Source organism: Pseudomonas sp. AC211 (genome assembly GCF_979258055.1).
In genome coordinates, this window is sequence record NZ_OZ409830.1 from 5,064,445 (window position 1) to 5,082,912 (window position 18,468).

Genomic DNA, 18,468 nt, shown 5'->3' on the forward strand with positions numbered 1-18,468 from the left:
TCACTCCCGATGGTCGTGGGTCTGGGTGATACGGCCATGTTCCACGTGGAACATGGCGACCGGCGTATCCGTGCGCCAGCTACCCCGCAACAATTCATGGTCTACACAGGTGATAAATACCTGGCAGTTCAAATCTTCTAATAAACGGCACAACGCGTTTCGGTGCTGCTTCGTCCAACTCAGACGGCAAGTCATCCACCAGATAAATGCACTGGCCGCGCCGTGCCTGACTAACCAAATGCCCTTGGGCAATTCGCAAGGCACAAACCACTAACTTCTGTTGGCCTCGCGACAGAATTTCAGCCGCGTTGTGAGCGCCTAAGCGCAAACGTAAGTCGGCTCGCTGAGGTCCCGCCTGGGTATGGCCGAGTTGCTGGTCGCGCTGCAGTGTCGAGCTGAGCACCGTTTGCAAATCCCGGTCTTTGTCCCAACCTCGGTAATAACTGAGTGTCAGTCCTTCAAGCTCTACAAGCTCACGAAGTACTTCCTCGAATACCGGCTTCAGGGCATGTATGTAGCTGCGCCGATAGGTATCGATTTCGTCGCCTGCGAGACACAGCTCGCGGTCCCAAGCCGCCTGCGAAGCGGCGTCAAGTGTACCATGCCGCAGCCACGAGTTCCGCTGCCGGAGGGCCTTCTGGAGCCTCTGCCACGCGGGCATAAAGCGAGGTTCCACGTGGAACACTCCCCAATCCAAGAACTGACGGCGTATTTTCGGAGCACCTTCAAGCAAGCGAAAACTGTCCGGATTGATCAATTGCAGCGGCAACGCTTCAGCAAGCTGAGCAGCGCTACGCGCATTCTGACCATCAATTCGAATGTGAAACTCTCCCTGGCGGTCGCGTGAAACGCCCAAGTTGCTGGAGCCACCTTCCGCCAGTTCTACCTGGCCAAACACGGTGCACGCTTCCTTCTCGTACTGAATAACCGGCAATAGCCGCGCACTGCGAAACGAGCGCGCCAAACCAAGCAGGTGAATGGCTTCGAGCAGGCTGGTTTTACCGCTGCCGTTTGCGCCGGAAAGGATGTTGATGCGGGGAGGGAGAGAGTGTCACCGGGTGCAAGTTGCGCACCGCGGTGACCGTAACGCGGCTGAGGGACATCTAGACTCGATTCAGGTCAGAGGCGCATCGGCATAACGACGTATGCCGAATCATCGTTGCCAGACTCTTGCACGAGTGCGCTACTGTTCGAATCAGACAAAATCAGGCGAACCTGCTCAGTGGTCATCACGCCCAACACGTCGAGCAGATAGCTCACGTTGAAGCCAATTTCCAGCGAGCCACCGTTGTAGTCGACAGCTACTTCTTCTTCCGCTTCTTCCTGTTCAGGGTTGTTCGCCTGAATCTTCAGCAGACCGTTAGCCAGCTGCAGACGGATGCCGCGGTACTTTTCGTTAGAGAGAATTGCAGTACGGCTGAATGCTTCACGCAGGGCTTGGCGATCACCCAGTACCAATTTGTCGCCACCTTTAGGCAGCACGCGCTCATAGTCAGGGAACTTGCCGTCAACCAGTTTGGAGGTGAAGGTGAACTCGCCTGTTGTCGCGCGGATGTGATGCTGACCCAGCACGATATCGACGGTGCCGTCTTGCTCGGTAAGCAGGCGCGCCAATTCTAGAATGCCTTTGCGCGGAACGATCACTTGGTGACGGTCAGCCTGTTCGATACCCGCTTCCATCGAGCACATTGCGAGACGGTGGCCGTCGGTAGCCACGGCACGCAATACATCGGTTTGTACTTCGATCAGCATACCGTTCAGGTAGTAGCGAACGTCCTGCTGAGCCATCGCGAAACTGGTGCGCTCAATAAGGCGACGCAGCTTGCTCTGAATAAGCGTGAAGGTGAATGAGCCTGGGCCTTCTTCAACGGTCGGGAAATCGTTGGCAGGCAGAGTGGAAAGGGTGAAGCGGCTACGGCCGGCCTTTACGACCAGTTTCGTTTCATCGACGCGGATATCGATCAACGCATCGTTAGGCAGGCTTTTGCAGATATCCATGAGCTTGCGCGCCGGAACGGTGATTTCGCCCGATTCTGCCGGCTCCTCCAGCGTTACACGGCCGACCAGTTCGACTTCGAGATCCGTACCGGTCAGCGAAAGCTGCTGGCCTTCAACAACTAACAACACGTTAGACAGCACCGGCAATGTCTGCCGGCGTTCAACCACGCCAGCGACCAGTTGCAACGGTTTCAACAGGGCTTCGCGTTGAATAGTGAAATGCATGGTCTAGTCCCTTTGCCTCGTGGGCTGCGTAATAGGTCAGGTGGTCAGCGTGCGCAGCAGATTCTTGTAGTCCTCGCGGATATCCGCGTCGGATTCCCTAAGTTCAGCAATCTTACGGCAAGCGTGCAATACCGTGGTGTGATCACGACCGCCGAACGCGTCGCCGATCTCCGGCAGGCTATGGTTGGTCAATTCTTTGGACAGCGCCATAGCCACCTGCCGAGGACGCGCCACGGAACGGGAGCGCCGCTTGGACAGCAGATCGGAAATCTTGATCTTGTAGTACTCAGCGACGGTGCGCTGAATGTTGTCGACGCTAACGAGTTTGTCTTGCAGCGCCAACAGATCCTTCAGCGACTCGCGAATCAGCTCGATGGTGATATCGCGGCCCATGAAGTGGGCATGCGCGATTACGCGCTTCAACGCCCCTTCGAGTTCGCGTACGTTGGAACGGATGCGCTGAGCGATAAAAAAGGCGGCGTCGTGCGGCAGGTCCACTTTGGCCTGGTCTGCTTTCTTCATCAGAATCGCTACGCGCGTTTCCAACTCCGGCGGCTCGACCGCGACCGTCAAGCCCCAGCCAAAGCGCGACTTCAAACGCTCTTCCAGGCCCTCGATCTCTTTCGGGTAACGGTCACTGGTGAGAATCACCTGCTGGCCGCCTTCTAAAAGCGCGTTGAAGGTGTGAAAGAATTCTTCTTGGGAGCGCTCTTTTTTTGCGAAGAACTGAATGTCGTCGATTAGCAGCGCGTCGACGGAACGGTAGAACCGTTTGAATTCGTTAATGGCATTTAGCTGCAGCGCTTTCACCATATCGGCTACAAAGCGCTCGGAATGCAGGTACACGACCTTGGCGTTAGGGTTCTTCTTTAATAGGTGGTTGCCCACCGCGTGCATCAAGTGCGTTTTACCCAAACCAACGCCGCCATATAGAAACAACGGGTTGTAACCATGTTTCGGGTTATCCGCTACCTGCCACGCCGCCGCGCGCGCCAGCTGGTTGGACTTGCCCTCAACAAAGTTCTCAAAGGTAAAGGTGCGGTTCAGATAGCTAGTGTGCTTGAGCGCTCCTTCAATCCTGAACGGAGCGTTCATTACGAACGGGGGCGGTTTGCGAACTGGCCCCGGCCATAGGGTCGAAGCTTGCACGCGATGGCTCGCTGCTGACAGCCGCTGACATCGCTTCCTCGCGCACCGGCGCGGCAATTGGCGCGCTGGATAGGCTGAGGTGCAGGGGACGACATGCTCGCCCGCGGAACCGCGGCGCGTTTGCTGCCTATTAATAAGGAAATGGCCGGCGCCATGCCTTCGCTGCGCTCATTCAGCAGCTCCAACAGACGGCTCATGTATTTTTCATTCACCCAATCCAGCACAAACCGGTTGGGTGCGAACACGCGCAATTCATCGCTGGAGGCTTCAACCTGCAGTGGACGAATCCAAGTATTGAATTGCTGGGCCGGCAGCTCGTCGCGTAGAAGCTCTACGCACTGCTGCCAAAGTTCCACCGACACAAACATCCCCTAGCCAAATAGGCTGCAACGCCCAAAACAGGGTGCATTGTACCCGCAGCCCAACCTACTTATCCACATGAGACGAAAGTTTTCGACGCGTAAAATCAATGCCTTACTCCGTTTTAACCGACGAAGCGGCGAATCACTAAAGTCTGTGGATAACTAGCTTTTGAGGTCGTGGGACAAGCCGCAGGAAAAAGCCGTGCATAACTGGGCTGTGGATAAAAACGCGTTCCATCCCCAGCTTATACGCAGCTTGGTACAGCCTACACACGCCTTCTAGACAGGGTTATCATCCGCTGTAGGCCAGGTGCAGCAAGCGGCGCAGCACTTTATCCACAGAATCTCAGCTGCTAAGAGTAGTTAACATTTTAAAAAAGATTAAATCTCTTTTCTTAATATTCTTTATCTACGCGCTTTCCATCAGAGAAATGCTGGTTGGAATTGACCTGACCGCCTGGTTTCTCTAGAATCGCCGGTCTCTTAAAAACGGGGGCCATTCCGGCCCGTTGTCGACCACCCAGGTAACGCACCATGAAACGCACTTTCCAACCCAGCACTATCAAGCGCGCTCGCACCCACGGTTTCCGTGCCCGTATGGCTACCAAGAACGGCCGTGCTGTTCTGTCCCGTCGTCGCGCCAAAGGCCGTAAGCGTCTGGCCGTCTGATAATTCGGCATCGGTGGTGAGTCAAGACTTCAGTCGGGAAAAGCGCCTGCTAACCCCTCGACAATTCAAGACAGTCTTCGACTCCCCCAGCGGTAAGGTTCCGGGTAAAAACGTCCTGCTTCTAGCGCGCAACAACGATCTTGATCATCCCCGCCTGGGTCTGGTCATCGGTAAGAAGAGCGTCAAGCTCTCTGTTGAACGCAACCGCCTCAAACGCGTCATCCGCGATTCATTCCGCCTCAACCAGGACAATCTGGTGGGCTGGGATATCGTGGTTGTCGCGCGTAAAGGCCTAGGTGATCTGGAGAATACTGAATTGGCAAACCAGTTCGGCAAACTCTGGAAACGCTTGGCACGCAGCAAGCCGAGCCCGGAAGCTATCCCGCAATCAGGGGTTACCGACAGTCCCCATGCGTAAACTGGCCCTCGCGTCCATTCAGGTTTATCGCTACGCCATCAGCCCTTTGATGGCCAGTCACTGTCGTTTCTATCCCAGCTGTTCCTGCTACGCGTATGAAGCCATTGAACACCATGGTTTTATGCGCGGTGGCTGGCTGACTCTGCGTCGGCTTCTGGCCGTTGTCACCCGTGGAATCCCGGCGGTTACGATCCGGTTCCAGGCGCTCCCATTTCCCGACCCCCTTCGATGGCCGAGTAATCATGGATATTAAACGCTCGATCCTGATCGCCGCGCTCGCAATCGTGTCCTACGTCATGGTTCTCAAGTGGAACGAAGACTACGGACAAACGTCCTTGCCGACTGCGAACACAGCCGCTGCGACCAGCAACACTGCTGCGCTTCCCGACGTTCCTGCTGCTAACAACACGGCCAACAGTGATGTTCCAAGCGCCCCGTCCAGCCAACCGGAAGCCGTTGCCGCCGCCCCTCAAGCGAGCAAAGACCTGATCCGCGTTAAGACCGACGTGCTTGAACTGGCCATCGATCCAAGCGGCGGCGACATCGTCCAACTGACGGTGCCGCAATACCCGCGCCGTCAAGATCGTCCGGACGTACCGTTCCAGTTGTTTGACAACGGCAACGAGCGCACCTACCTGGCACAAAGCGGGCTGATCGGCGCGAATGCGCCGGACTCGGCTAACGGCCGTGCCGTTTGGCAGAGCGCTCAGAAAAGCTACCAGCTGGCGGACGGCCAAAATAGCCTGACGGTCGATCTGACCTTCAGCCAAGGCGGCGTCAATTACATCAAGCGCTTCAGCTTCAAACGCGGTTTGAACCCAGAATGCTCGGTTAAAGAACAAGAGCTGAAGAAACCCGGTTGCGTTGATCCGTCGTCCTACCAGGTTGATGTGCGTTACCTGATCGACAACCAGAGCGCTGAAGTCTGGGCCGGCAACATGTATGCCCAGCTCAAGCGCGACAACAGTGACGACCCGTCGAAAACCGCTGCCACCAGCACCGCGACCTACCTCGGCGCGGCAATGGCCACTCACGATTCGGCCTACAAAAAAGTGTCGATGAGCGATATCGACAAGGCGCCTGCCAAAGAAACCGTGAAAGGTGGCTGGGTTGCCTGGTTGCAGCACTATTTCGTCGACTGCTTGGATTCCAAGCCAGGACAACGACAACAGTGTTCAAACCCGTAAAGATTCCCAGGGCCGCTACATTGTTGGCTTTACCACCCCAAGCGTCAGCGTAGCGCCGGGCAGCAAAGGTGAAGTGTCGGCAATACTGTATGCCGGTCCGAAAATCCAGAAGCACCTTGGCTCGCTCGCTCCGGGTCTGGAGCTGACCGTCGATTACGGCATTCTGTGGTTTATCGCTCAGCCGATTTTCTGGCTGCTGCAACATATCCACAGCATCCTGGGCAACTGGGGTTGGTCGATCATCGTGTTGACGATGCTGATCAAGGGCTTGTTCTTCCCCCTATCCGCCGCCAGCTACAAGTCGATGGCCCGTATGCGCGCCGTGGCTCCGGAAATTAGCGGCCTTGAAAGAGCAGCATGGCGATGACCGGCAGAAAATGTCGCAAGCCATGATGGAGCTCTACAAGAAAGAGAAAATCAATCCACTCGGCGGCTGCCTGCCGATTCTGGTGCAGATGCCGGTTTTCCTGGCCTTGTATTGGGTGCTGCTGGAAAGCGTCGAGATGCGTCAGGCGCCCTGGATGTTCTGGATCACGGACCTGTCGATCAAAGACCCGTTCTTTATTCTGCCGTTGATCATGGGCGCCACCATGTTCATCCAGCAGCAGCTGAACCCCGCACCGCCAGATCCGATGCAGGCCAAGGTGATGAAAATGATGCCGATCATCTTCACCTTCTTCTTCCTGTGGTTCCCGGCTGGTCTGGTGCTGTACTGGGTCGTCAACAACTGCCTGTCCATCGCGCAGCAGTGGTACATCACTCGCAAGATCGAAGCCGCAGCCAAGACGGCCAACGCCTAAGTCTGGCTTGCTAAGCTGAAACAGCGCCCCGCCCGAGCAATACGTGGCGGGGCGTTTTGCTATCTGCCCTCCGGCCATGAGGGCTCAATCATGAGAACCGCGCCATGAACACTGCACGAGAAACCATCGCCGCCGTTGCCACTGCCCAGGGCCGCGCCGGCGTGGGAATCGTCCGCGTTTCCGGTCCATATGCCCAGGCCATTGCCGAAGCCATTGCGCAGCGCACCCTCAAGCCGCGCTATGCCCACTACGGACCGTTTCACGGTGAACAGGATCAGGTACTCGACGAAGGCTTGGCCCTGTACTTCCCCGGTCCGAACTCCTTCACCGGCGAGGACGTTCTTGAATTGCAGGGGCATGGCGGACCTGTGGTGCTGGACCTGCTGTTGCGTCGCTGCCTCCAACTAGGCGCCCGTCTGGCAAGACCCGGCGAATTCAGCGAACGCGCCTTTCTCAACGACAAGCTTGATCTGGCCCAGGCAGAAGCCATTGCCGACCTGATTGAGGCCAGCTCCGAGCAAGCGGCGCGCAACGCCCTACGGTCCTTGCAGGGCGAGTTCTCACGCCGGGTTCATGGTCTGACCGAGCGCCTGATTGCGCTGCGTATTTATGTGGAAGCTGCCATCGACTTCCCGGAAGAAGAGATCGACTTTCTGGCCGACGGCCATGTACTGAGCATGCTCAACGAGGTGCGCAGCGATTTGACTGCTGTCCAGCGCGAGGCCAACCAGGGCGCGTTGCTGCGTGACGGAATGACGGTGGTGATCGCGGGTCGCCCCAATGCGGGAAAATCCAGCCTGCTAAACGCTCTGGCTGGTCGGGAGGCAGCGATCGTTACGGAAATCGCCGGCACGACCCGCGATGTGCTGCGCGAACATATCCATATCGACGGTATGCCGCTGCATGTCGTCGACACGGCGGGTTTGCGTGACACCGATGATCAAGTAGAAAAGATAGGTGTAGAACGCGCGCTAAAAGCGATTGGCGAAGCGGACCGCGTGCTGCTGGTGGTGGATGCCACTTCACGCGAGGCGGCAGACCCCTTTGCGCTCTGGCCGGAATTTCTTAGCGCTAGGCCGGATCCTGCCAAGGTCACGTTAATCCGCAACAAAACCGACCTGTCGGGTGACGCGATCGGACTGGAGGTCAGCGAGGACGGCCATGTCACCATCAACCTGTCCGCTCGTTCGGCAGATGGGTTGGACTTGCTACGTGAACATCTCAAAGCGTGCATGGGCTACGAGCAGACCGCTGAAAGCAGCTTCAGTGCCCGGCGCCGTCACTTGGAGGCGCTGCAGCATGCCAGCCAATCACTGGAGCACGGTTACGCGCAGCTGACCCTGGCCGGCGCAGGCGAGTTGCTGGCTGAAGACCTGCGCATTGCCCAACAAGCATTGGGAGAAATCACCGGCGCGTTCAGTTCCGACGACTTGTTAGGACGAATCTTCTCGAGCTTCTGCATCGGCAAATAAACGCGACCGTTCCAACCAGCCCTGTTCACGTAGTGACGTCGACAGGGCTTTTTTTATGCCCGCAGGATTAACCACAGCCCTTATTTAAACCCTGTGCATAACCGCCCCTAAGCCCAGTCGATAAGCTAGGGGCAAAGCTGGGGATGAATCGCCCTGTGCACAACATGCGCTTCCATCCACAGGTTTAAGGACGTTATCCAGAACCCTCCCGTGTACCTGACCGACCAGGCTTATACAATTCTGTCCACGCCGCTGTGCTTGGCCTGTAAAGCGTTCTATCCACAGAAAAGACCTGCATAAGTAATAAACATAAAAACAAAGCTTTAAAAATTCTCTCTTCTCTCTATTTATTAACAGGCCGGTGTACGACCAGCACGACCACCCAAGAAGGTTGGCTATTTTTTGTTCAAAAGGCTTCTTTCGGTTCGGGTAAATCCCTATACTTGCCGGCTTTCCGCTTTTCCCTTTTCGGGTCAGTTAAAAGCCTCCCCAATTCTCAACAGGCACGAGGTGCGTGGTGGATTTCCCTTCCCGTTTTGATGTCATCGTTATCGGCGGCGGCCATGCCGGCACCGAAGCAGCGCTTGCTGCTGCACGGATGGGCGTCAAAACCTTGCTGCTCAGCCACAACGTCGACACGCTCGGACACATGAGCTGCAACCCGGCGATTGGTGGCATCGGCAAGAGCCATCTGGTGAAGGAAATCGATGCACTGGGCGGCGCCATGGCAGAAGCCACCGACAAAGGCGGCATTCAGTTCCGAGTACCTCAACAGCCGCAAAGGCCCAGCGGTACGCGCCACCCGGGCCCAGGCCGACCGCATGCTGTACAAAGCAGCGATTCGTGAAACCCTGGAAAACCAGCCCAACCTGTGGATATTCCAACAGTCGTGTGACGACCTGATCGTCGATCAAGACCAAGTTCACGGCGTTGTTACGCAAATGGGCCTGCGCTTCTTCGCTGAATCCGTGGTGCTGACCACGGGCACCTTTCTCGGCGGACTTATCCACATCGGCTTGCAGAACCACTCCGGTGGCCGCGCAGGCGACCCGCCTTCAATCGCGCTGGCCCAACGTTTACGCGAACACCCGTTGCGGGTCGGTCGCCTGAAAACCGGCACGCCGCCACGCATTGATGGCCGCTCCGTCGACTTCTCGGTGATGACCGAACAGCCAGGCGACACGCCCATTCCGGTGATGTCCTTCCTCGGCAACAAGCAACAGCACCCACGCCAGGTGAGTTGCTGGATTACTCACACCAACGCCCGCACCCACGAAATCATCGCCGCGAACCTCAACCGGTCGCCGATGTACTCGGGTGTGATCGAAGGCATCGGTCCACGCTACTGCCCGTCGATTGAAGACAAGATTCACCGCTTTGCCGACAAGGACAGCCACCAGGTGTTTATCGAGCCCGAAGGCTTGAACACCCACGAGTTGTATCCGAACGGCATTTCGACCTCCCTGCCGTTTGACGTGCAGCTGGAGCTGGTGCGTTCGATCCGCGGCATGGAAAACGCCCATATCGTTCCGGCCGGGTTACGCCATTGAGTACGACTACTTTGACCCGCGTGATCTGAAATACAGCCTCGAAACCAAAGTGATTGCCGGGCTGTTCTTTGCCGGCCAGATCAACGGCACCACCGGCTACGAAGAAGCCGGCGCCCAGGGCCTGTTGGCCGGCGCCAACGCTGCATTGCGTGCGCAGGGCAAAGACAGTTGGTGCCCGCGCCGCGATGAAGCCTACATCGGCGTGTTGGTCGACGACCTGATCACCCTCGGCACCCAAGAGCCGTACCGCATGTTCACCTCCCGTGCCGAGTACCGCCTGATCTTGCGCGAAGACAACGCCGACCTCCGCCTCACCGAAAAAGGCCGTGAGCTGGGCCTGGTCGACGACCGTCGCTGGGCGGCGTTCTGCGCCAAGCGCGAAGGCATTGAGCGCGAGGAGCAACGGCTGAAGAGCACGTGGTGCGCCCGAACACGCCGCAGGGCGACGCGATTGCCGCGCGCTTCGGTACGCCGCTGACCCACGAATACAACCTGATGAGCCTGCTGACCCGTCCTGAAGTGGACTACGCCGGCTTAATCGAGGTAACCGGCCCCGGCCACGACGATCCGCAGGTTGCTGAACAGGTGGAAATCAAAACCAAGTACGCCGGCTACATCGACCGTCAGCAAGACGAAATTGCCCGCCTGCGTGCCAGCGAAAACACCAAGCTGCCAGCGGATATCGACTACACCGCCATTGCCGGTCTTTCCAAAGAAATTCAGAGCAAGCTCAGCCAAGGTCGCCCGGAAACGCTGGGCCAGGCCTCGCGAATTCCCGGCGTAACGCCGGCGGCGATTTCCCTGTTGATGATCAACTTGAAAAAGCGCAGTGCCGGTCGTGAGCTGGAGCAAAGCGCCTGATGTCATCGGTTACTGCGCAACATGCTGAAGAATTGTCCCGTGGCGCCGCCGAGCTGGGCGTTGCACTGACCGAACAGCAACACGCCTTTCTTTTGGGCTATCTCGCATTGCTGATCAAGTGGAACAAGGCTTACAACCTGACCGCCGTGCGCGACCCAAACGAAATGGTTTCCCGCCACCTGCTCGACAGCCTGAGCGTGGTGCCTTTTGTCGCAGAAGGCGGAACCTCGTGGCTGGACGTCGGCAGCGGCGGTGGAATGCCGGGCATTCCGTTGGCAATCATGTTCCCAGACCGCCAATTCACTCTGTTGGACTCCAATGGCAAGAAAACGCGGTTTCTCACGCAGGTGAAGCTCGAGCTCAAACTGTCGAACCTGGAAGTTATCCACAGCCGGGTCGAGGCGTTCACCCCAGCCCAGGCATTTTCCGGAATCTGCTCACGCGCATTCAGTTCGCTGCAGGATTTTTCCGGAGTGGACTCGGCATCTAGGCGACACCGAAACGCGCTGGTTGGCCATGAAAGGCGTGCACCCCGACGACGAGCTGCAAGCGCTGCCCGCCGACTTTGAATTGGCTGCAACGCACGTGCTCAAGGTTCCCGGTTGCCAAGGTCAACGGCATCTGTTGATACTGCGCCGCATCATATGATCGGGACCGACGCTGACCATGGCTAAAGTAATCGCCATCGCCAACCAGAAAGGCGGTGTGGCCAAAACCACCACGTGCATCAACCTCGCTGCATCGCTGGTGGCGACCAAGCGCCGTGTGCTGCTCATCGACCTGGATCCACAGGGCAATGCCACCACCGGCAGCGGTGTGGATAAGTTGGCTTTGGAGCACTCGGTGTATGACGTGCTCATTGGCGAATGCGACCTGGCGCAAGCCATGCAGTTTTCCGAGCACGGTGGTTATCAGCTGCTTCCGGCGAACCGCGACCTGACCGCCGCCGAGGTGGCGTTGCTGCATATGCCGGCGAAGGAACACCGTCTACGCGAAGCGCTGGCACCGATCCGCGAAAATTACGATTACATCCTCATCGACTGCCCGCCTTCACTGTCCATGCTGACGGTCAACGCCTTGGTGGCCGCTGACGGCGTGATCATTCCGATGCAGTGCGAGTACTACGCGCTCGAAGGGCTGACTGATCTGGTCAACTCGATCCAGCGCATCGGCAAGCTGCTTAATCCTTCGCTGAAAATCGAAGGTCTGCTGCGCACCATGTACGACCCGCGCATCAGCCTCACCAACGATGTGTCCGCCCAGCTAAAAGCGCATTTCGGCGACCAGCTCTACGACACCGTTATTCCCCGCAACGTGCGCCTGGCCGAGGCGCCGAGTTTTGGCATGCCTGCCTTGGCGTACGACAAGCAATCCCGTGGCGCCCTCGCCTACTTAGCACTGGCCGGTGAATTGTCCCGGCGTCAGCGCAGCGCCACCCGAACCGCAAAAGCATAAGGATTATCCATGGCCAGCAAAAAACGAGGTCTCGGACGCGGACTGGACGCCCTGCTGGGCGGAACCAGCGTTAATGCTTTGCAAGAAGAAGCCGCGCACGTCGACACCCGTGAGCTGCAATACCTGCCACTGGATCTGATTCAGCGCGGCAAATACCAACCGCGCCGTGACATGGACGCTACTGCCCTCGAAGAGCTGGCGCAGTCCATCCGCGCCCAGGGCGTGATGCAACCGATTGTGGTGCGCCCAATCGGTAATGGCCGGTTTGAAATCATCGCCGGTGAACGCCGTTGGCGTGCCAGCCAGCAAGCCGGACTGGACAAGATTCCGGCCATGGTTCGCGAAGTGCCGGATGAAGCGGCCATTGCCATGGCACTGATCGAAAACATCCAGCGCGAAGACCTCAACCCGATTGAAGAAGCCGTAGCCTTGCAGCGGTTGCAGCAAGAATTCCAACTGACCCAACAGCAAGTCGCTGAAGCGGTCGGCAAATCGCGCGTCACCATCACCAATTTGCTGCGTCTGATCTCCCTTCCCGGAGGAAATCAAAACGCTGCTTTCCCACGGTGATCTGGAAATGGGCCACGCCCGCGCGCTGCTCGGTTTACCGGCAGAACAGCAGGTCGAAGGGGCGCGACACGTTGTCGCACGAGCGCTAACCGTGCGCCAAACTGAGGCACTGGTTCGTCAGTGGATGAGCACAAAAAGAGAAACCGACTACAGCTCCTAAAGCCGATCCTGACATCAGTCGGCTTGAACAGCGCCTCGCAGAGCGGCTGGGCTCGCCGGTACAGATCAAGCATGGACAGAAGGGTAAGGGTCAGTTGGTCATCCGCTACAACTCGTTAGACGAGTTACAAGGCGTCTTGGCCCACATCAAGTGAAGCCTTTCCCGACATAATTAGTCATGTAGCGTGTAGTCGGAAATCACTACCGGGCAGTTGAATAGGGGGGGAACGCCCCCTATACTCTGCGCGCATTTTGTCGGCACAAACTATGCCAAGTCGTTGATTTACAGCGGCAGACACCAGAGGCCGAAAGCCGGAGATAGTTGATGGACGCCCGCACGCCCACCCGCCTGCCCTTCCATCGTTTGCCGGTGTTCCCCGTGTTGTTGGTTCAACTCGTCGTATTGCTAATCGCAGCCGTCGTTTTATGGCAATGGCGCGGCGCGGTAAGTGGTTACTCTGGCGCGCTCGGCGGTTTGATTGCCTGGTTACCGAATATTTACTTTGCTCATAAGGCCTTCCGATTCACCGGAGCCCGGGCAGCCCAAGCGATAGTCCGGTCTTTTTATGCCGGCGAAGCGGGCAAGTTGATTCTGACGGCAGTGCTGTTTGCACTGACCTTTGCAGGGGTGAAGCCTCTGGATGCGCTGGCGGTATTTGGCGTTTTCCTTCTGACCCAGTTGGTCAATTGGTTTGCTCCCCCTGCTTACAACAAGATTTTTGAGACCTTAGGGCGTTTGAGGCACACATGGCAGAACAGACCGCTTCGGGCTACATCCAGCACCACTTGCAGAACCTGACCTTTGGGAAACTGCCAAGCGGCGATTGGGGCTTTGCCCACACTGCACAAGAAGCCAAAGAAATGGGCTTCTGGGCTTTTCACGTAGACACCCTGGGCTGGTCCGTAGCCTTGGGTCTGATCTTCATCCTGTTGTTCCGCATGGCTGCAAAGAAAGCCACTTCCGGCCAGCCTGGCGGTTTGCAGAACTTCGTTGAAGTGATGATCGAATTCGTCGACACCAGCGTTAAGGACAGCTTCCACGGCCGCAACAAGGTTATCGCGCCCCTGGCTCTGACCATTTTCGTCTGGGTGTTCCTGATGAACGCCGTCGACCTGGTGCCTGTGGACTGGATTCCACAACTGGCCATCTTGATCTCCGGCGATCACCACATTCCTTTCCGCGCTGTATCCACCACTGACCCGAATGCCACCCTCGGCATGGCGTTCTCGGTGTTCGCGCTGATTATTTACTACAGCATCAAAGTCAAAGGCATCGGTGGCTTCATCGGTGAACTGACCCTGCACCCATTCGGCAGTAAGAACATCGCCGTTCAGATTCTTCTGATCCCGGTTAACTTCCTGCTGGAGTTCGTCACCCTGATTGCCAAGCCTATTTCGTTGGCACTGCGGTTGTTCGGCAACATGTACGCCGGTGAGCTGGTGTTCATTCTGATCGCTGTGATGTTCGGCAGTGGTCTGTTGTGGCTGAGCGGCCTGGGTGTGGCGCTGCAGTGGGCATGGGCGGTGTTCCACATTCTGATCATCACCCTGCAAGCGTTCATCTTCATGATGCTCACCATCGTTTATCTGTCGATGGCGCACGAAGACAACCACTGATAGCGCGCAAGCGCTGGCAGTGAGCGGCCTCTGCCTGGGGCCGCAGCCCGCAAGGGCGAGCAAGTTTGCTTTACCGCTTTACCTTAAAAACTAACCAATACGACATAAAAAGTCGGGAGGAAAGATGGAAACTGTAGTTGGTCTGACCGCGATCGCCGTAGCTCTGCTGATTGGCCTGGGTGCCCTGGGTACCGCCATTGGTTTCGGCCTGCTGGGCGGCAAATTCCTGGAAGGCGCTGCGCGTCAACCGGAAATGGTTCCGATGCTGCAAGTTAAAATGTTCATCGTCGCTGGTCTGCTGGACGCCGTGACCATGATCGGTGTTGGTATCGCACTGTTCTTCACCTTCGCGAACCCCTTCGTTGGTCAACTTGCAGGCTAATCACTCTTTTGAGTGATTGGTTTGACGGACAACGAACGAGCGAGGTGTTGGCGTGAACATTAATGCAACCCTGATTGGCCAGTCCGTTGCCTTCTTCATCTTTGTGCTCTTTTGCATGAAGTACGTGTGGCCTCCGGTCATCGCGGCTTTGCAAGAGCGTCAAAAGAAGATTGCTGATGGATTGGACGCTGCAAGCCGTGCGGCTCGCGATTTGGAGCTCGCCCACGAGAAAGTGGGTCAGCAACTGCGCGAAGCCAAAACTCAGGCAGCTGAAATCATTGAGCAAGCCAAAAAGCGCGCTACCCAGATCGTCGACGAAGCTCGCGATCAGGCCCGTGTCGAAGGTGAGCGCCTGAAGGCTCAGGCTCAGGCCGAGATCGAACAGGAACTGAACAGCGTCAAAGACGCCCTGCGTGCCCAACTGGGTGGCTTGGCGATCAGCGGTGCTGAGAAGATCCTGGGCGCCACTATCGACCAAAACGCGCATGCGGAGCTGGTTTCCAAACTGGCAGCCGAAATTTAAGCGAGGGCGCGATCATGGCAGAACTGACCACGTTGGCCCGACCTTACGCCAAGGCAGCTTTTGAGTACGCTCAGGCCCACCAGCAACTGGCCAATTGGTCAGCCATGCTCGGCCTGGCTGCGGAGGTGTCGCAAGACGCCACCGTACAGCGCGTGCTCACGGCCCCGCGTTTGACGAGTACAGACAAGGCCACCGCCTTCATTGAGGTGTGTGGTGACAAGTTCGATGCCAAGGTACAGAACTTCATCCAGGTATTAGCCGAGAACAATCGTCTCGCGCTGCTGCCGCAAATCGCCGAATTGTTCGAGCTGTTGAAAGCCGAGCAGGAAAAATCGGTCGATGTGGATGTAGTCAGTGCTTTTGCATTGAACGACGAACAGCAAGACAAACTCGCCAAGGTTCTCAGTGCACGGCTCGGCCGGGAAGTGCGCCTGCACGCTGCGGAGGATGCCAGCCTTATTGGTGGCGTCGTAATCCGCGCCGGCGACCTGGTTATCGATGGCTCAGTTCGCGGCAAAATCGCGAAACTAGCCGAAGCATTGAAACTTTGAGTTTGAAGGGGCAGCAGAGCAATGCAGCAACTCAATCCTTCCGAAATTAGTGAAATCATCAAGGGTCGCATCGACAAGCTCGATGTGGCCTCCCAAGCCCGTAACGAAGGCACCATCGTCAGCGTTTCCGACGGTATCGTGCGTATTCACGGTCTCGCCGACGCTATGTACGGTGAAATGATCGAGTTCCCGGGCGGCGTCTATGGCATGGCCATGAACCTTGAGCGCGACTCCGTCGGCGCCGTGGTTCTGGGTCAATACCAGTCGCTGGCTGAAGGCATGAGCGCCAAGTGCACCGGCCGCATCCTGGAAGTTCCGGTTGGTCCGGAACTGCTGGGTCGCGTAGTCGATGCCCTGGGTAATCCTGTCGACGGTAAAGGCCCGCTGAACAACGTCGCTACCGACGCGGTTGAAAAGGTTGCACCGGGCGTGATCTGGCGTAAATCGGTCGACCAGCCAGTGCAAACTGGCTACAAGGCCGTCGACGCCATGATCCCGGTTGGTCGCGGTCAGCGTGAGCTGATCATCGGTGACCGTCAGATCGGTAAAACCGCTCTGGCCATCGACGCCATCATCAACCAGAAGAACAGCGGCATCCGTTGCGTATACGTAGCGATCGGTCAGAAGCAATCGACCATCGCCAACGTGGTTCGCAAACTGGAAGAAAACGGCGCGTTGGCTAACACCATCATCGTCGCGGCCAGTGCTTCCGAATCCGCTGCGCTGCAATTCATTGCGCCGTACGCCGGCTGCACCATGGGCGAATACTTCCGTGACCGCGGTGAAGACGCGCTGATCGTTTATGACGATCTGTCCAAGCAGGCTGTGGCGTATCGCCAAATCTCCCTGCTGCTGCGCCGTCCGCCAGGCCGCGAAGCCTACCCAGGTGACGTGTTCTATCTCCACAGCCGTCTGCTGGAGCGCGCATCCCGCGTATCCGAAGAGTACGTAGAGAAGTTCACCAACGGCGCCGTAACGGGCAAAAACCGGTTCCCTGACTGCTCTGCCGATCATCGAAACCCAAGCTGGCGACGTTTCCGCGTTCGTTCCGACCAACGTGATTTCCATCACCGACGGTCAGATCTTCCTGGAATCGGCAATGTTCAACTCCGGCATCCGTCCGGCAGTGAACGCCGGTGTATCGGTATCGCGTGTTGGTGGTGCTGCTCAGACCAAGATCATCAAGAAGCTCTCCGGTGGTATCCGTACCGCTCTGGCTCAGTACCGTGAATTGGCGGCTTTCGCCCAGTTCGCTTCTGACCTGGACGAAGCCACCCGTAAGCAGCTTGAGCATGGTCAGCGTGTTACCGAGCTGATGAAGCAGAAGCAATACGCGCCGATGTCCACCGCCGACATGGCGTTGTCCCTGTATGCCGCTGAACGTGGCTACCTGGTCGACGTCGAGATCGCGAAAATCGGCAGCTTTGAACAGGCTCTGATTGCTTACTTCAACCGCGACTTGGCCGATCTGATGGCCAAGATCAACGTGAAGGGTGACTTCAACGACGAAATCGACGCGGGCATGAAAGCCGGTATCGAGAAGTTCAAAGCCACCCAAACCTGGTAAGTGCGATGGGGGCTGCGGCCCCCATCCTGCTAGCCGATAGGTGTACCTATATAGGTGTTGCACGGCAGGCGCAAAAGAGATTCGCAGCAAGATTGCGAGCATCAAAAGCACGCAAAAGATCACCAGCGCCATGGAAAAGGTCGCTGTCAGCAAGATGCGCAAAGCACAAATGCGCATGGCTGCCAGCCGTCCTTACGCGGAGCGTATCCGCCAGGTGATTGGTCATCTGGCCAACGCTAACCCGGAATACCGCCACCCGTTCATGATCAACCGCGAAGTTAAGCGCGTCGGTTATGTGGTAGTGAGCAGTGACCGTGGTCTGTGCGGTGGCTTTGAATACCAACCTGTTCAAGGCCTTGGTCAAGGACATGGCGGTAAACCGCGAGAACGGCGTAGAGATCGATATCTGCGTAGTAGGCAGCAAGGGTGCGGCGTTTTTCCGCAACTTCGGCGGTAACGTCGTCGCTGCAATCAGCCACCTGGGCGAAGAGCCGTCGATCAATGATCTGATCGGCAGCGTCAAGGTGATGCTGGATGCCTACCTGGATGGCCGTATTGATCGCCTGTCCGTGGTTTCCAACAAGTTCGTCAACACGATGACGCAGAAGCCGACAGTGGAGCAGTTGATTCCGCTGGAAGCCGATCCGGATCAAGATCTCAAGCATCACTGGGATTACCTCTACGAACCCGACGCCAAAGAGCTGCTTGACGGCCTGATGGTGCGCTACGTGGAGTCGCAGGTTTACCAGGCGGTGGTCGAGAACAACGCTGCTGAACAAGCAGCCCGGATGATCGCGATGAAGAATGCGACTGACAACGCCGGTGATCTGATCAGCGATTTGCAGCTGATCTACAACAAGGCACGTCAGGCGGCGATCACCCAGAGAGATCTCGGAAATCGTTGGCGGCGCTGCCGCGGTTTGATACCGGTTCAAATATTCAGAGGATCCAGC

The 18,468-nt window shown here is 57.3% G+C and carries 9 protein-coding genes and 10 pseudogenes; 16 read left to right on the plus strand and 3 right to left on the minus strand.

Annotated features, from left to right (window positions below; genetic code table 11):
• The 3 genes and pseudogenes from recF to dnaA form a co-directional block, all read right to left on the minus strand.
• Window positions 1-1,103, minus strand: a pseudogene (recF, locus tag ACZZZP_RS23530) (DNA replication/repair protein RecF).
• Window positions 1,104-1,119: 16 nt separating this feature from the next.
• Window positions 1,120-2,223 carry a DNA polymerase III subunit beta gene (dnaN, locus tag ACZZZP_RS23535; protein WP_463536885.1) on the minus strand — a complete coding sequence of 368 codons (1,104 nt, stop codon included), beginning with the start codon at window positions 2,221-2,223 and terminating at the stop codon, window positions 1,120-1,122.
• 36 nt (window positions 2,224-2,259) lie between these two features.
• Window positions 2,260-3,734, minus strand: a pseudogene (gene dnaA, locus ACZZZP_RS23540) (chromosomal replication initiator protein DnaA).
• A gap of 534 nt (window positions 3,735-4,268) precedes the next feature.
• Here dnaA and rpmH point away from each other — a divergent pair.
• From rpmH to atpG, 16 genes and pseudogenes are all read left to right on the plus strand, one after another.
• Window positions 4,269-4,403, plus strand: a complete 135-nt coding sequence (gene rpmH, locus ACZZZP_RS23545; RefSeq protein WP_002551315.1) for a 50S ribosomal protein L34 — start codon at window positions 4,269-4,271, stop codon at window positions 4,401-4,403.
• A 16-nt stretch (window positions 4,404-4,419) separates the two neighbouring features.
• Complete coding sequence (gene rnpA / locus ACZZZP_RS23550) at window positions 4,420-4,821, plus strand: ribonuclease P protein component (protein ID WP_463384321.1); 402 nt, start codon at window positions 4,420-4,422, stop codon at window positions 4,819-4,821.
• Window positions 4,814-5,061, plus strand: a pseudogene (yidD, locus tag ACZZZP_RS23555) (membrane protein insertion efficiency factor YidD). The gene rnpA and the pseudogene yidD overlap by 8 nt, the downstream one beginning before the upstream one ends.
• 2 nt (window positions 5,062-5,063) lie before the next feature.
• Window positions 5,064-6,808, plus strand: a pseudogene (yidC, locus tag ACZZZP_RS23560) (membrane protein insertase YidC).
• Between the two features lie 104 nt (window positions 6,809-6,912).
• The gene (mnmE, locus tag ACZZZP_RS23565; RefSeq protein ID WP_463384323.1) at window positions 6,913-8,280 is read left to right on the plus strand and encodes a tRNA uridine-5-carboxymethylaminomethyl(34) synthesis GTPase MnmE; all 1,368 of its coding nucleotides are present in this window, start codon (window positions 6,913-6,915) and stop codon (window positions 8,278-8,280) included.
• A 517-nt stretch (window positions 8,281-8,797) separates the two neighbouring features.
• Window positions 8,798-10,691 (plus strand): annotated as a pseudogene (gene mnmG / locus ACZZZP_RS23570) (tRNA uridine-5-carboxymethylaminomethyl(34) synthesis enzyme MnmG).
• A pseudogene (gene rsmG, locus ACZZZP_RS23575) lies at window positions 10,691-11,339 on the plus strand (16S rRNA (guanine(527)-N(7))-methyltransferase RsmG). Before mnmG ends, rsmG begins: the two co-directional pseudogenes overlap by 1 nt.
• A gap of 18 nt (window positions 11,340-11,357) precedes the next feature.
• Window positions 11,358-12,146 (plus strand): ParA family protein, encoded by a 789-nt coding sequence (locus ACZZZP_RS23580; protein WP_122492283.1) that lies wholly within the window; start codon window positions 11,358-11,360, stop codon window positions 12,144-12,146.
• 9 nt (window positions 12,147-12,155) lie between these two features.
• Window positions 12,156-13,030: pseudogene (locus ACZZZP_RS23585) on the plus strand (ParB/RepB/Spo0J family partition protein).
• A 170-nt stretch (window positions 13,031-13,200) separates the two neighbouring features.
• Window positions 13,201-13,606 (plus strand): annotated as a pseudogene (locus ACZZZP_RS23590) (F0F1 ATP synthase subunit I).
• Between the two features lie 16 nt (window positions 13,607-13,622).
• Window positions 13,623-14,492, plus strand: a complete 870-nt coding sequence (atpB, locus tag ACZZZP_RS23595) for a F0F1 ATP synthase subunit A (RefSeq protein ID WP_122492286.1) — start codon at window positions 13,623-13,625, stop codon at window positions 14,490-14,492.
• 124 nt (window positions 14,493-14,616) lie between these two features.
• Complete coding sequence (gene atpE, locus ACZZZP_RS23600; protein WP_002555987.1) at window positions 14,617-14,874, plus strand: F0F1 ATP synthase subunit C; 258 nt, start codon at window positions 14,617-14,619, stop codon at window positions 14,872-14,874.
• 52 nt (window positions 14,875-14,926) lie between these two features.
• Entirely contained in the window at window positions 14,927-15,397 is a 471-nt protein-coding gene (locus ACZZZP_RS23605; protein ID WP_122449894.1) for a F0F1 ATP synthase subunit B, read from the plus strand.
• A gap of 14 nt (window positions 15,398-15,411) precedes the next feature.
• A complete protein-coding gene (locus ACZZZP_RS23610; protein WP_122449893.1) occupies window positions 15,412-15,948 on the plus strand; it encodes a F0F1 ATP synthase subunit delta in 537 nt (178 codons plus the stop codon).
• Window positions 15,949-15,969: 21 nt separating this feature from the next.
• Window positions 15,970-17,515: pseudogene (atpA, locus tag ACZZZP_RS23615) on the plus strand (F0F1 ATP synthase subunit alpha).
• A gap of 40 nt (window positions 17,516-17,555) precedes the next feature.
• Window positions 17,556-18,439, plus strand: a pseudogene (gene atpG, locus ACZZZP_RS23620) (F0F1 ATP synthase subunit gamma).
• The last annotated feature ends 29 nt before the right edge of the window (window positions 18,440-18,468 follow it).